12 protein-coding genes are annotated in these 12769 nt (G+C 66.4%); 7 read left to right on the top strand and 5 right to left on the bottom strand.

Annotation, left to right across the window (positions count from 1 at the left end):
* Nucleotides 1–99 precede the first annotated feature (99 nt).
* Both prfB and ACQY8M_RS27370 read left to right on the top strand, forming a co-directional pair.
* Nucleotides 100–1222 (top strand): peptide chain release factor 2 gene (prfB, locus tag ACQY8M_RS27375; protein WP_428662438.1). Its coding sequence is split into 2 segments (ribosomal slippage): nucleotides 100–168 and nucleotides 170–1222, totalling 1122 coding nucleotides; the frame shifts between segments, so codons are not numbered across the junction.
* Between the two features lie 26 nt (nucleotides 1223–1248).
* Nucleotides 1249–1785 carry a dihydrofolate reductase family protein gene (locus tag ACQY8M_RS27370; RefSeq protein WP_428662435.1) on the top strand — a complete coding sequence of 179 codons (537 nt, stop codon included), beginning with the start codon at nucleotides 1249–1251 and terminating at the stop codon, nucleotides 1783–1785.
* Between the two features lie 584 nt (nucleotides 1786–2369).
* On the opposite strand, the gene ACQY8M_RS27365 is transcribed toward ACQY8M_RS27370, so the two are convergent.
* Together ACQY8M_RS27365 and ACQY8M_RS27360 are read right to left on the bottom strand one after the other, a co-directional pair.
* Nucleotides 2370–3404, bottom strand: a complete 1035-nt coding sequence (locus tag ACQY8M_RS27365; RefSeq protein ID WP_428662433.1) for a TIGR03617 family F420-dependent LLM class oxidoreductase — start codon at nucleotides 3402–3404, stop codon at nucleotides 2370–2372.
* Between the two features lie 404 nt (nucleotides 3405–3808).
* Nucleotides 3809–4894 (bottom strand): M23 family metallopeptidase, encoded by a 1086-nt coding sequence (locus ACQY8M_RS27360; protein ID WP_428675506.1) that lies wholly within the window; start codon nucleotides 4892–4894, stop codon nucleotides 3809–3811.
* A 240-nt stretch (nucleotides 4895–5134) separates the two neighbouring features.
* Between ACQY8M_RS27360 and ACQY8M_RS27355 the strand changes: the two genes are divergently transcribed.
* Nucleotides 5135–5602, top strand: a complete 468-nt coding sequence (locus ACQY8M_RS27355; protein ID WP_428662430.1) for a DUF4142 domain-containing protein — start codon at nucleotides 5135–5137, stop codon at nucleotides 5600–5602.
* A gap of 54 nt (nucleotides 5603–5656) precedes the next feature.
* Nucleotides 5657–7042 (top strand): 3-isopropylmalate dehydratase large subunit, encoded by a 1386-nt coding sequence (gene leuC / locus ACQY8M_RS27350; protein ID WP_428662427.1) that lies wholly within the window; start codon nucleotides 5657–5659, stop codon nucleotides 7040–7042.
* Nucleotides 7043–7139: 97 nt separating this feature from the next.
* Here leuC and ACQY8M_RS27345 read toward each other — a convergent pair whose 3' ends face one another.
* The 3 genes from ACQY8M_RS27345 to ACQY8M_RS27335 form a co-directional block, all read right to left on the bottom strand.
* Entirely contained in the window at nucleotides 7140–7442 is a 303-nt protein-coding gene (locus tag ACQY8M_RS27345) for a hypothetical protein (RefSeq protein ID WP_428662424.1), read from the bottom strand.
* A gap of 254 nt (nucleotides 7443–7696) precedes the next feature.
* Entirely contained in the window at nucleotides 7697–9961 is a 2265-nt protein-coding gene (locus tag ACQY8M_RS27340; RefSeq protein WP_428662421.1) for a xanthine dehydrogenase family protein molybdopterin-binding subunit, read from the bottom strand.
* Nucleotides 9962–10053: 92 nt separating this feature from the next.
* On the bottom strand, nucleotides 10054–11658 hold the full coding sequence (locus ACQY8M_RS27335) for a GMC family oxidoreductase (RefSeq protein WP_428662418.1): 1605 nt from the start codon (nucleotides 11656–11658) through the stop codon (nucleotides 10054–10056).
* Between the two features lie 60 nt (nucleotides 11659–11718).
* On the opposite strand from ACQY8M_RS27335, the gene ACQY8M_RS27330 reads away from it, so the two are divergent.
* From ACQY8M_RS27330 to ACQY8M_RS27320, 3 genes are all read left to right on the top strand, one after another.
* Nucleotides 11719–11997, top strand: a complete 279-nt coding sequence (locus ACQY8M_RS27330) for a hypothetical protein (RefSeq protein WP_428662415.1) — start codon at nucleotides 11719–11721, stop codon at nucleotides 11995–11997.
* 92 nt (nucleotides 11998–12089) lie between these two features.
* On the top strand, nucleotides 12090–12374 hold the full coding sequence (locus ACQY8M_RS27325) for an antitoxin (protein WP_428662412.1): 285 nt from the start codon (nucleotides 12090–12092) through the stop codon (nucleotides 12372–12374).
* A gap of 5 nt (nucleotides 12375–12379) precedes the next feature.
* Nucleotides 12380–12769: a PIN domain-containing protein gene (locus tag ACQY8M_RS27320; protein WP_428675504.1), complete on the top strand. Its 390-nt coding sequence runs from the start codon at nucleotides 12380–12382 to the stop codon at nucleotides 12767–12769.

Below are 12769 nucleotides of genomic sequence, written 5' to 3'. Positions count from 1 at the left end.
GAGTTCGGATATCAACCCCTCACAAGACGCAACTTCCTTGTCCTCTCCCCGCTGGGGGGAGAGGAATATGAAAGCTGCAAAGAATAGCGAGTAGGACCAATGCGCGCCGAAGCCCAGGCCATGGTGACCGAAATCGAGGAGTCGCTCGAACTCCTCAGGAGGCGTCTTTGACTACGACCGTGCGGTCGTCCGTCTCGACGAGCTGAACGCGCGCGCCGAGGATCCGGCGTTGTGGAACGACCAGAAGCAGGCCCAGGCGGTCATGCAGGAGCGCACGAAGCTCGAGGGGGCGATCGCCACCATCAAGCGCCTGCGCGCCGCGATCGACGATAATGCCGGGCTGATCGAGATGGCCGAGGCCGAGAAGGACGAGGCGATGATCGCCGACGCCGAGGCCGCCCTGCGCGAGGCGGGCGCCGAGGCCCGCGCCGCCCGGCTCGAGACGCTGCTGGCGGGCGAAGCCGACGCCAACAACGCCTATGTCGAGATCAACGCCGGCGCCGGCGGCACCGAGGCGCAGGACTGGGCCGAGATGCTGTCGCGTATGTACGTCCGCTGGGCCGAGCGGCGCGGCTTCAAGGTCAGCTGGCTGGAGGAGAGCGCCGGTGAAGAGGCCGGCATCAAGAGCTGCGCCTTCAAGGTCGAGGGCCGCAACGCCTATGGCTGGCTGAAGACCGAATCGGGCGTGCACCGGCTGGTGCGCATCAGCCCGTTCGACGGCAACGCGCGGCGCCAGACGTCCTTCGCCAGCGTCTGGGTCTATCCCGAGGTCGACGACAACATCGAGATCGAGCTGATCGACAAGGAGCTGCGGGTCGACACCTACCGCGCCTCCGGTTCGGGCGGCCAGCACGTCAACAAGACCGATTCGGCGGTGCGCATCACCCATCTGCCGACCGGCATCGCCGTTGCCGTGCAGCAGGAGCGCAGCCAGCATCAGAACCGCGCCAAGGCGATCCAGATGCTGAAGGCCCGCCTCTACGAGGTCGAGCTGCAGAAGCGCGAGGCCGAGCGGGCCGAGACCGAGGCGAACAAGACCGACATCGGCTGGGGCCACCAGATCCGGTCGTATGTCCTGCAGCCATACCAGATGGTGAAGGACCTGAGGACGGGGGTAGAGCGAAGCGATCCGCAGAAGGTGCTGGACGGGGATCTGGACGAGTTCATGGCGGCGAGCCTGGCGGCGCGGGTCGGCGAGGGCGGGGACAAGAAAGCGGCTTAAGCGACGACCCGAAGGAGCCGGAACGAATGGCGAGAATTCTCGGCTATATTGCGTCGAGCCTCGACGGCTTCATTGCGACCGACGACGACAAGCTGGACTGGCTCTTCCAGTACGACGACATGGACCTGGGAGAGCACGATTACAGGTCGTTCCTGAAGCGCGTCCGGACGCTCGTCATGGGACGCGGCACCTACGATTTCCTCGCCAACGATCCCGCTCCTTGGGGCTATGACGAGCACAGGGTCATTGTCGTCACGTCTGGGCCGATCGATCATCCGAAAGGCAAGCTCGAGGTGCGCTGCGACGTCGACGCTCTCATTGCCGAGTTGCGCGCCCTCGAAGACGGCAACGTCTGGATGATGGGAGGCGGGCAACTGCAAATGGCTTTCATGGAAAAGGGCGCCCTCGACGAGATCGAGATCTACGTCATTCCCGAGCTGCTGGGCGGTGGCCGGCCCCTGTTCCCCCCGACGGGTCATCGCGCGAGTCCGACGCTGATCAGTGCTCAGGCGCTGGATAAAGGATGCGTCCGTCTTCACTATCGCTTCGACCGTTCCGAGTGAGCCTTCGCGATCGACGCCGTTGAAGGCACTCTGTAGGTATCAGGCCTCAGAGGGCACTTCGTAGCGGAGGAAGGTAATCTGGTCGTCGGTATCGATGGAAATTTCCAGGACCTTATCGACGAGGTCGACGTGCAAGCGAAGTGCAAGAGCACTTCGTCGAATAGGTAAGGTTGCATGTCGAGGTCCCTGCGCTGGGGGCGGGCGAGCACATCTGGCCAGCGTGAATGGCAACATCCGCGTATTCGCCGCGCTCAAAGCTGAGGAGTTGCACGAGCTCACGGTTCAAATGTCTATGAACACCCCGTTTGTAAGTTCCTTCACCATTCCTTCAAACCCAGTCTCCTTTAAATCCCATGCCTTCGTAGTAACTGACTACTTTCTTCTCAAAGTCGTCGCCGACTTTTTGAGAGCTCAACTTTGTCATCTACTCGCCCTCGCCGAAAACCACGCGAGTTACTTGCACGGCTTTGGAAGTATAGGTAGCAGCCAGCGCGGTGGCAAAGAGATCGTAGTTTCTCTCGAAGATAGTAGGATTTTTCTCGAGAGAGGTTCTGAGGAGTCGACGACAACAATAGAAACGGCCATCACCCTGCCTTCCTCACCGCCCGCGCCACCTCGCCCCAGCGGTCCAGCGTCTTGCCGTCGATCTCGCGCCAGTGCGAGGCGAGGTAGATCACCAGCCTCGACGCAATTCCCTTATATCGCGCGATCATCCGGTCGGCGACGTCGTCCCAGCGCGCGACCACGGCGAACTGGTCGAGGATCTCGTCGGTGATCAGTGTTTGGACGCGCGCGTCGTCGCCGGTCTTGAGGCAGTCGCGCAGCTTGTCGCGCATCCCGGTGTAACCGAGGTCGTCGAACTGGAAGGCGTAGTTGGGCGTGGCGCCGTAGAAGCCGATGGTCGTCTTCGCCTCCACGATCGGGTTGGCGCGCTCTTCCGGCGTGTCGCCGGCGGCGACGATCACCGGGATGATCAGGTCGATCGCCTTGGGATCGCGGCCCGCCCGTTGCGCGCCCTCGGCGACGCCGGGCAGCAGGCGGTTGTTGATGTAATGCATCGAATGCATCGGGTGCACATGCACGCCGTCGGCGACCTCGCCCGCGACCCGGACCATGATCGGGCCGACGGCCGAGATGTCGACCTTGACGTCCTCGTGGTCGTGGCGCGGCGGCGTCCACTGCTCGGGCAGCAGGCTCATCTTGTAGTAGGGGCCGTCGTGCTTCAGCGGCGCCTCGCGGCGGAAGGCCTTCAGGGCGGCCTTCACCGCCAGCACATAGTCCTTCATCTGCGGCGCGGGCTTGTCCCACTGGCTGGCATAGCGCCGCTCGATATGGGCCTTCACCTGGCTGCCGAGGCCGAGGCGGAATTTGCCGTTGGTGTTCTGCGCCAGCTCCCAGGCGATCTCGGCCGAGACCATTGGGCTGCGCGCGAAGGCGATCGCGATGCCGGTCGAGAAATGCAGCGACGGCGCGGCCAGCGACGCCGCGGCGATGTTCATCCACGGCACCTGGTGGCCCTCGGTGAACAGCATGCCGGAGAAGCCCGCGGCCTCCACCCGGCGGGCGAGGTCGGCCACGTTGTTCCACGTGGTCGCGCGCGTCATGACGTCGAATTCCATGCTCTTCCTCCCGTTGGGGCGAGTGTGGCGTGGTTTGGCGGGCGGTCAAACCCCTCCGTCATCCCGACCGGAGCGAAGCGGAGTGGAGGGATCTTTTCATGTGCTGCTGGCGACATGAACAGTTCCCTCGACTACGCTTCGCTCCGCTCGGGATGACGAACTACGCCGACAGGAGCGCGGCGGCGGCGAGCTTGGCGATCGGGTAGCCGGTCGTAGTCGGACGCCGTGCGCTGAACGGCCTGGTTGGTGGCGGAGTCCAGTCGGGTGCTCATCGACCGATGCTGCCACAATCCGACGAGGGCTCATCGTCTTCCGGACCGCGAGCCTCCAGCTCGCTCATGGGTCCGAGCGAGGCGGAGGCTCGCGGTCCGGAAGACGATGAGAAGACGTGAGAGACGAAAGGGTCAGTCCGTCGTGACGGACTCGCTCTCCCGTTCGCGTTCTTCCGCCGCGACCTGCTTGGCGAAGCGTTCGAGGTCGGTGCCGGCGAGCTGGGCCATGCCCGCGTGAGTGAGGGGATCGACCGGCTGTCCGTCGGCGATCACCTCGAAGTGCAGGTGCGGGCCGGTCGAGCGGCCGGTGTTGCCGGAAAAACCCAGCAGCTCGCCGCGCGCGACCCTCACACCCGGCTTGATGCGCGGCGCGAAGCGCGAGAGGTGGCCGTAGGCGGTGGCGACGCCGTCGGCATGATCGACTCGGACCCAGTTGCCGTAGCCGCCGTTCGGCCGCGCGCCGACCACGACGCCCTCGGACGCCGCATACACCGGCGTGCCCCGCGGCACGGCCAGGTCGACGCCTTCGTGCATCAGGATGCGCGGGGCGAACCCCGAGAAGAACCGATTCTTCCGCCGTGCCGCTGCGGCGGCCTGTCGTGCCGCGCGCGGGTTGGGCAGGGGCCCGCCCATGGCCTCGCCTGCCACCGGGCCGAAGGCCGAGAAGCGGGCGAGCGGATCGGAACGCCGGCCGAAGCGCGACGTGACATTCACCTCGTCGAGCGGCAGGGCGATCGCGGGCGGCGTCGCGGCCTCGCCGCTGGTGCGGAAGAACTGCTCGCCGCCCTCGCGCGGCCGGAAGCGATGGATGGCGACGGTGCTGCCGTCCGCCGTGCGCAGCTCGGCCCACAGCACGCGGCCGACGCCGATCGGACGGTCCTCGATGCTGTAGGTCTGCTCCCAGCGCACGAAGAAGGCGTTGCCGTCCTGCGGCTGGCGCGGGCCGGGCGCGCCATCGAGCGCCCGTAACGCCTCCAGCATGGCCGCGGGCGGGACGCCGACGGCCGCGGTCGATTCGGCGAGGGAGCCCGCGACGGTGCCGCTGGCGCTGTGCGCGCGTGTGAAGGGCAACAGGGCCTGTGCCCGATCCTCCTCATCGGCGGCGCCGAGCAGCTGCTCCTCTGCGATGGTCGCTTCGGCGGTTGGCGCCGTTTGCGCATTGCCGGGCGACCCGGTGCCCAGCCACAAAAAGGCGGCAAGGGCCGCGTGCAGTGACATTTTGATCACGGGGGATTTTTACAGGGAACGAAATCGAGGGGGTGTGACCAGCCCATGCTGTGCGCAATTGGCGCACGAGCGGCCGATCTCAGCGCGGCCCGTCACAACAGCGCCTTAATGTGGTATGTTATAGGCGACTCGACCCATGTCGAAAGGGGAGATGCGGCCTTGGCACAAGGGATATGGCGCTCGCTATCCTGCCTCCTCGCTGCTCTCCTGTTGATGCCTGCAGCCCAGGCGGTGACTCCCCCCGACGCCGCGGCGCGCGGGCCGCAGACCGCGATCACCACCGAGGCCTTCCTGCGGCAGGCCGTGGCCATGCTCAAGTTCGAGGTCGCGAGCAGCCAGCTCGCGCTGCGCAAGACCAAGGCGGAGGTCGTCCAGAACTTCGCTCGCCAGCTGATCCTCGATTACTCGGCGGCCGGCATGAAATTCAGGCAGGCGGTGGCCGAGACGAAACTGAAGCCGCCCCGCGACGCACTCGATGAGAGCCACAAGGCGCTGTCCGACGAGCTTGCCCACACGCCGCCCGGCAAGGCGTTCGCCAAGGCTTATATCGAGGTGCAGATCAAGGGGCTGCGCGACGACCTCGCGTTTTTCGAGGCCTATGCCCAGAACGGCGACGACGAGCGCATGAAGTTCTTCGCGCAGGAGATGGTGCCCGTGCTGCGCGGCCATCTCGAGCAGGCGGAGAAGCTGCGGCGGTAAGCAGGTCTCGCGTCGAGGCCGATTGCGCGCCGGCCGCTGGACTGCGAGGCTTCCATGATGAAACCCCGCACCCTCATCGACAAGATCTGGGAGAGCCACGTCGTCGAGCGGATCGGCGACGACACCTGCGTGCTTTACATCGATCGCCATCTGCTCGACGAGCACGGCAGCCCCCAGGCATTCGACGGGTTGCGGCGGGCGGGCCTTGCGGTGCGCCGGCCCGAGGCGACGCTCGCGGTCGCCGACCACAACATCCCGACCGAGGACCGGCGAGCCGGGATCGAGGACGCCGCCTCGCGGCTGCAGGTCGAGACGCTGGAGGCCAATGTCGCCGCGTTCGGCGTGCCTTATATCCCGGTACTCGACGTTCGCCAGGGGATCGGCCACGTCGTCGGGCCGGAGCTCGGCTTCACGCTGCCGGGCCAGACGATCGTCAGCGGCGATTCGCACGCCTCGACCCATGGTGCGCTGGGCGCGCTCGGCTTCGGCATCGGCGCGTCGGAGGTCGAGCATGTGCTGGCGACGCAGACGCTGCTGCAGAAGCAGCCGAAGACGATGAAGGTCGAGGTGAACGGCGGGCTGCCGTTCGGCACCTCGGCGAAGGATCTCGCGCTGGCGATCGTCGGCCGGCTCGGCGCTGCCGGCGCCAACGGGCACCTGATCGAGTTCTGCGGCGACACAATCCGCAGTCTCGACATGGCGGGCCGCATGACCGTCAGCAACATGTCGGTCGAATGCGGCGCGCGCGCCGGCCTGATCGCGCCGGACGAGACAACCTTCGATTATGTGCGCGGCCGCGAGCAGGCGCCGGCGGGCGAGGCGCTCGAACGGGCGATCGCCTTCTGGCGGACGTTGCCGTCCGATGCCGGCGCGATCCATGACCGGAGCGTCGCGCTCGATGCCACGGAGATCGCGCCGATGGTGACCTGGGGCACCAATCCCGAGGCGGTCATACCGATCACGGGCTGCGTACCCGAGTCGCTCGACGCGCAGGACGAGCACATGTCCGACTACATGGGGCTCGTGCCGGGGCAAAGGATGATCGGGCTAGCGATCGACGTGGTGTTCATCGGCTCGTGCAGCAACGGCCGCCTCGAGGACATCCGTGCGGCCGCCGCGGTCGCAAGAGGGCGGCGGGTGCCGGACGGCGTGCGGGCGCTGGTGGTGCCGGGCTCGGGCCTCGTGAAGCGCCAGGCAGAGGAGGAGGGGCTCGACCGAATCCTCCGGGAGAGTGGCTTCGAATGGCGCGAGCCGGGGTGCTCGATGTGCATTGCGATGAATCCGGACAAGGTGCCGCCGGGCAGGCGCTGCGCCAGCACCTCCAACCGCAATTTCGAGGGCCGCCAGGGCCCGGGCGCGCGCACGCACCTGATGTCGCCGGCGATGGCTGCCGCCGCCGCCGTGACCGGCTGGCTAACCGACGTGCGCGAGCTGGGGTGAGATTGGCTGGAGATCAAGTTCTGCCGGACCGCGAGCATCCCGCTCGCTCATGCGCGATGAGCGAGCGGGACGCTCGCGGTCCGGAAGATGATGAACCCTATCCGACCAGCTCGTATTCTTTCCGCGCCTGATCGAGCAGCTCGACCATGCGGCCGAAGCCGCCAGACGGCAGGCCGGGGAAGCCATCGACGGTCCAGTTCGGCGCACCGTCCATCCGCGCGTACGAGGGGCGCGGGCGCGACGCGGTGCAGCCGCGGAACTTCTCGTCGCGCGCGGCGAGGCGGTCAATGCGTTCCTGCAGGTCGACCTGGATCTTGTCGGCCGTCGCGCGTTTCTTGGTCGTGGCCGGCGGCGCGGCAAACGCGGCGGCATTCTGGACGAACATTGTGGACATCGCCATGGCTCCTCGGCGTGGGGCGGCCTCCCGGGGGAAGGAGGTCCAGCCCATGTACGAACCAAATGCGCCGAATGTGCCTCGTTCACAAGGGCGAGGTGTCGCAGGCTTTCACGCATGAACAGTGTGATGGGCGCGCGGTCTGCAAGACAGGAGCATGGGCTGCTGCAGCATACCATCAGCCGGTTCGACGCCTCATGTTCCTCTCCCCCTTCGGGGAGAGGTTAGGTGAGTCGTCGCGATTCGCGTTGCGAAGCGCGCTAATCTGCCGCCAGCTTGTGCGGCTCGGGCTCGAGCGCTTCGAGCACCTTCGGCGGCGACATCGGCAGGTGCGCGAAGCGAATGCCGAGGGCCTTGTACATGGCGTTCGCGATGGCGGCCATGCCCGGCACCAGCGGGACCTCGCCGACACCCTTCACGCCCTGCGGATGCTTCGGATTGGGAATCTCGATGATGCCGCATTCGAGCATCGGCAGGTCCGAGGCCACCGGCATGCGGTAGTCGAGGAAGCCCGCGTTATCGAGCTGGCCACGCTTGTTGTAGATATATTCCTCGGTCAGCGCCCAGCCGATCGCCTGCGCCATGGCGCCCTGCAGCTGGCCCTCGACATAGTCGGGATGGATGGCGCGGCCGACGTCCTGGAAGCAGGTCATGCGGATCACCCGCGTGCAGCCCGTGGCCGGATCGACCTCGACGTCGGCGATGTGGGTGGAGAAGCCGCCCTCGGCGCCGATCGTGTTGAGCTGCGTGCCGGCGCCGATCGGGCCGCCGGTCTCCGTCGCCTTGGCCGCAATCTGCGCGAGCGACAGCGGCTCGAACTTGCCGGCATTGTCGCCGGCAGGTTTGGCGTAGCCGTTCTCCCACGTGACCGCGTCCTCTTCGATCTTCCAGATCTTCGCCGCGCGTGAGCAAAGCTGCTTGATGACCGTTTCGGCGGACTGCGTGACCACCATGGCCGAGGCGAAAGTGACGCGGCTGCCGCCGGTCAAATTCGAAAATCCGACAGTCGCGGTGTCGCCGATAAGCACGTTGACCCGGCTGGGATGGATGCCCAGCAGCTCGGCCGCGATGTTCGCGGTCGAGGCGCGCGAGCCGCCGATGTCGGGATGGCCGGTCATCACCGTGACGTTGCCGTCCTCGGTGATGTTGACCTGCGCACTCGATTCGCCGCCGGCGTTGAACCAGTAGCCGGAGGCAACGCCGCGACCCTGGTTCTTGCCGAGCGGGGACTTGTAGTGCTCGCTGGCCAGGGCCTGACGCAGCGTTTCCTCATAGCCGATCACCGGATAGACCGGCCCGTGCGCGGCCTTGGTGCCCTGCTTGGCGGCGTTCTTCAGGCGCAGCTCGATCGGATCCATCCCGAGCTTTTCGGCCAGCTCGTCCATCACGCTTTCGACCGAGAAGGCGCCGATCGGGGCGCCTGGCGCGCGGTAGGCTGCGACCTTCGAGCGGTTGGAGACGACGTCGTAGCCCTTCGAGTGGACGTTAGGGATGTTGTAGGGCGCGAAGGCGCAGCCCGCGGCGCCGCGGATCGGCGAGCCGGGGAACGCGCCGGCCTGCAGGTACCAGGTGCCCTGGCCGGCGACGATGGTGCCGTCCTTCTTGGCGCCGATCTTCACGGTGGAGGAAGAGCCCGAGGTCGGGCCCGAGGCGCGCATCACCTCCTCGCGCGTCATCACCATCTTGACCGGCTTGCCCGACTTCCGCGAGAGCGCCAGCGCAACCGGCTCGAGATAGACGATGGTCTTGCCGCCGAAGCCGCCGCCGATCTCAGCCGGGATCGCGCGGATGTTGCTCTGCGGGATGCCCGACATCAGCGAGCACATGGCGCGGACCATGAATTGGCCCTGGCTCGAGCTCCATACCGTGACCTTGCCGTCGACATGGCTGACCAGGCAGGCATGCGGCTCGATATAGCCCTGGTGCACCGCCTCGGTCTTGAAGCTGCGCTCGACGATCACGTCGGCCTCGGCGAAGCCCGCCTCGACGTCGCCCAGCTTGTGCTCGAGCGTGCCGGCGATGTTCGAGGGCTTGCCGTCGAACTTGACGTGGTCGAACAGGATGGGGGCGCCGTCCTTCTTGGCCTCGTCGACGTCGATGACGAACGGCAGCACCTCGTAGTCGACCTCGATCAGCTTGCAGGCTTCGGCCGCGATCGCCTGGGTGTCGGCCGCGACGGCGGCGACGGGATGGCCGTGGAACAGCGCCTTGTCGCGCGCCATGACGTTGCGGCACATCCAGCGCATGTCCTGGATGCCGAGCATCACCGGACCCTTCTCGATCGGGAAGTCGAGGATGTCCTTGGACGTGACGACCGCCTTCACGCCGGGCAGCTTCTCGGCCTTCGAGGTGTCGATCGACTTGATGACGGCATGCGGATGGGGGCTGCGCAGGACCTTGCCCCAGATCATGCCGGGCATGGTCGTGTCGGCGGCATAGGCGGCGCGGCCGGTCACCTTGTCGGCGCCGTCCGGGCGCGGGGTGCGTTTGCCGATCCACTTGTTGTCAGGGTTCTCGTCGGTCATGCGCGCTGTCCTTTATGGGGGAGACGCGCCATCAAACCCCATTGGGCCGGTGGGCTCAAGGGCCAGCCGTGCTCCCCGGCCCGCGGAACTGGCTACCGCACCGCCTGCCGGACCATGTCGGCGCATTTTTCGCCGATCATGATCGACGGGGCGTTGGTGTTGCCCGCGACGATCGACGGCATGACGGAGGCGTCAGCGATGCGCAGCCCCTCGACACCATAGACCCGAAGCTGCGGATCGACGACGGCATCGACCTCGCGGCCCATGCGGCAGGTCCCGACCGGGTGCAGGTTGGAGACGCCGCGGGCGCGGATGTCGGCCTTGAGGTCGGCTTCCTCGGTGATCTGAGGGCCGGGCAGGATCTCCTCGACGACGAACGGCTTGAGCGCCGGCTGCCTGGCGATCTCGCGGCAGATGCGCATGCCCTGGATCAGAGCGTTGTAGTCGTTGGCGCTTTTCAGGAAGTTGAAGCGGATCTCCGGCGCTGCCAGCGGATCGGGCGACTTCAACCGCACCGTGCCGCGCCCGTCGGGCCTCAGATGCACCGGGCTCAAGCCGAACGCCGAGAACGGCTGGGCGATGACGCCGTTGCGATTGCGGTCCTTGATCGCCCACGCGGTCATGTTGATCTGCAGGTCGGGCCGCTCGAATCGCTTGTCGCTGCGCACCATCGCGCCGACATAGAGGCCCATGCTGGCGAGCGGGCCGGTGCGGCCGAAGGCATATTGCGCCGCCGCCAGGATGCGACGCGGCAGGCTGTTGACGAGGTCGTTCATGGTCACCGGCTGGGAGCACCTGTAGGCGACGTAGGTGTTGAAGTGGTCGTGAAGGTGGCTGCCCACGCCCGGCATATCGCGCACAACCTCGATGCCGTGCTTCCTGAGATGCTCGGCCGGTCCCAGCCCTGACAGCATCAGGAGCTGTGGCGAGCCGTAGACGCCGCCCGACACGATCACCTCCCGCTTCGCGCGCGCCTGCACGAGACCGTCGGGAGTTCGGTATTCGACCCCGACGCAGCGTCCGTTCTCGATCAGCAGCCGGGTCGCGTGCGCCGAGGTGGCGATCGTCAGGTTCTTGCGCTGCTTGGCGCCGGAGAGGTACGCACGGGCGCTCGACCAGCGCCGCGAGCGGTTGATCGTGGTCTGGTAGTAGCCCACGCCCTCCTGGTTGGCGCCGTTGAAGTCGGGATTGTCGGGAATGCCGGCCTCGACGGCGGCATCGTGCATCGCCCGGGCGAGCGTCGGCTGCCAGGCATGGTCGGAGACCTTGAGCGGCCCGCCGGTGCCGTGGAATTCGTTGCCGCCGCGGACATTGTCCTCGGCCTTCTTGAAGTAGGGCAGCACCGAATCATAGTCCCAGCCCTCGCAGCCGCGCTGGCGCCATTCGTCGTAGTCGGCGGCGTTGCCGCGCATGTAGACCATGCCGTTGATCGAGCTGGTGCCGCCCAGCACCTTGCCGCGCGGCTGGTACATGACGCGGTTGTTGAGCTCGGGCTCGGGCTCCGAGTCGAACATCCAGTTCACCTTCGGATTGTTGAAGGTCTTGTGGTAGCCGAGCGGAACGTGGATCCAGGGATAGCTGTCGCGCGGCCCGGCCTCGAGCAGCAGAACGCGGAAACGGCCATCTTCGGAGAGGCGGCCGGCGACGGCACAACCGGCCGAGCCCGCGCCGGTGACGATGAAATCGTAAGGGTCCATGCACGGAGCGTAGAGCGATTTGACCGGACGCGCGAGCCGGTAGGCTCCTATACTTTCGCAATGGCAAACTCTCCGTCCAGCCCATCGCCAAGCCCGGGGCAGTTCCTGCTCGCCCTGCTGACCGCCGTGCATGAACTCACGGGGCGTCGGCCGCCGCCGACCTGGACGCACGTCGACAAGGTCCAGACCAAGCTGGGTACCGACAACCGCGACGCGCTCGATGCCGCGATCCGCCTCGCCGTCGCGCGCCGCTGGCTGCGTTCCGACGGCGACCCGCCGGTGTCGATCACGCTGACCGGCGACGGAGTGAAATTCCTGGCGGTGGCAAAGCCGACATAGCCATGGCGAAGCGGAAAATCCGGCCGGCCGGAGCGTTGAGGGAGGAAGGCGCGCGGTATATACCAGATGGTATAGACCAGCCGGAAAAGCCGATGCAGACAGCCAAGCTCTTCAAGAACGGCCGCAGCCAGGCTGTGCGCCTGCCCAAGGAGTTCCGCTTCGAGGGCGAGGAGGTCTATATCCGTCGTGAAGGCCAGTCGGTCGTGCTGAGCCCGAAGGGTGAGGTGAACGACAATCCCTGGCAGGACTTCTTCGATGCGCTCGACATGATCGACCCAGGTTTCACCTTCGAACGTCATCAACCCACGGAACAGCAGGTGCGCAAGTCCTTGGGCACGGGTGAACAACCTCGGCGCAGGAGGAAACGCTCGACGTGAAGGTGATGCTCGACACGGACATCACGTCCTACATCTTTACCCATCGGACCGAAAAGGTTCGGCGTCGCTTCCTGGCCTTTTCGGTGGGGGATATCGCGATTTCGGCGATTACGGCCGGAGAGCTGATGTTCGGGTTCCAGATCGCTCCCTCCCAGCGCATTCGACGAGCGGTGGAACGCGCCTTGGGTGCCTTGATAGTCGTGCCGTTCGATCGCGCCGCATCCAATGTCTATGGCGAAGTGAGGTCGAGCCTTCAGCGGAGCGGTACCCTGATCGGCCCTCTCGATATGCTTATTGCCGCGCACGCGATTTCGCTCGACATGCCCCTCGCAACCAACAATCTGCGCGAGTTCCGCCGTGTGCCGGGCTTGCGGGTGGAGAACTGGCTGGCCTAG

Source organism: Reyranella sp. (assembly GCF_965279465.1).
Classification (GTDB): Bacteria; Pseudomonadota; Alphaproteobacteria; order Reyranellales; family Reyranellaceae; genus Reyranella.
Note: the sequence above shows the minus strand (reverse complement) of the source record. Positions and strands in the feature narration are given on the sequence as shown.

Excerpts from the sequence above, each read along its gene's own strand:
- ACQY8M_RS27370 (WP_428662435.1), top strand. The coding sequence starts at position 1,249 with ATGGCGAGAATTCTCGGCTATATTGCGTCGAGCCTCGACGGCTTCATT.
- ACQY8M_RS27365 (WP_428662433.1), bottom strand. The coding sequence starts at position 3,404 with ATGGAATTCGACGTCATGACGCGCGCGACCACGTGGAACAACGTGGCC.
- ACQY8M_RS27360 (WP_428675506.1), bottom strand. The coding sequence starts at position 4,894 with ATGTCACTGCACGCGGCCCTTGCCGCCTTTTTGTGGCTGGGCACCGGG.
- leuC (WP_428662427.1), top strand. The coding sequence starts at position 5,657 with ATGATGAAACCCCGCACCCTCATCGACAAGATCTGGGAGAGCCACGTC.
- ACQY8M_RS27345 (WP_428662424.1), bottom strand. The coding sequence starts at position 7,442 with ATGGCGATGTCCACAATGTTCGTCCAGAATGCCGCCGCGTTTGCCGCG.
- ACQY8M_RS27340 (WP_428662421.1), bottom strand. The coding sequence starts at position 9,961 with ATGACCGACGAGAACCCTGACAACAAGTGGATCGGCAAACGCACCCCG.
- ACQY8M_RS27335 (WP_428662418.1), bottom strand. The coding sequence starts at position 11,658 with ATGGACCCTTACGATTTCATCGTCACCGGCGCGGGCTCGGCCGGTTGT.
- ACQY8M_RS27330 (WP_428662415.1), top strand. The coding sequence starts at position 11,719 with ATGGCAAACTCTCCGTCCAGCCCATCGCCAAGCCCGGGGCAGTTCCTG.
- ACQY8M_RS27325 (WP_428662412.1), top strand. The coding sequence starts at position 12,090 with ATGCAGACAGCCAAGCTCTTCAAGAACGGCCGCAGCCAGGCTGTGCGC.
- ACQY8M_RS27320 (WP_428675504.1), top strand. The coding sequence starts at position 12,380 with ATGCTCGACACGGACATCACGTCCTACATCTTTACCCATCGGACCGAA.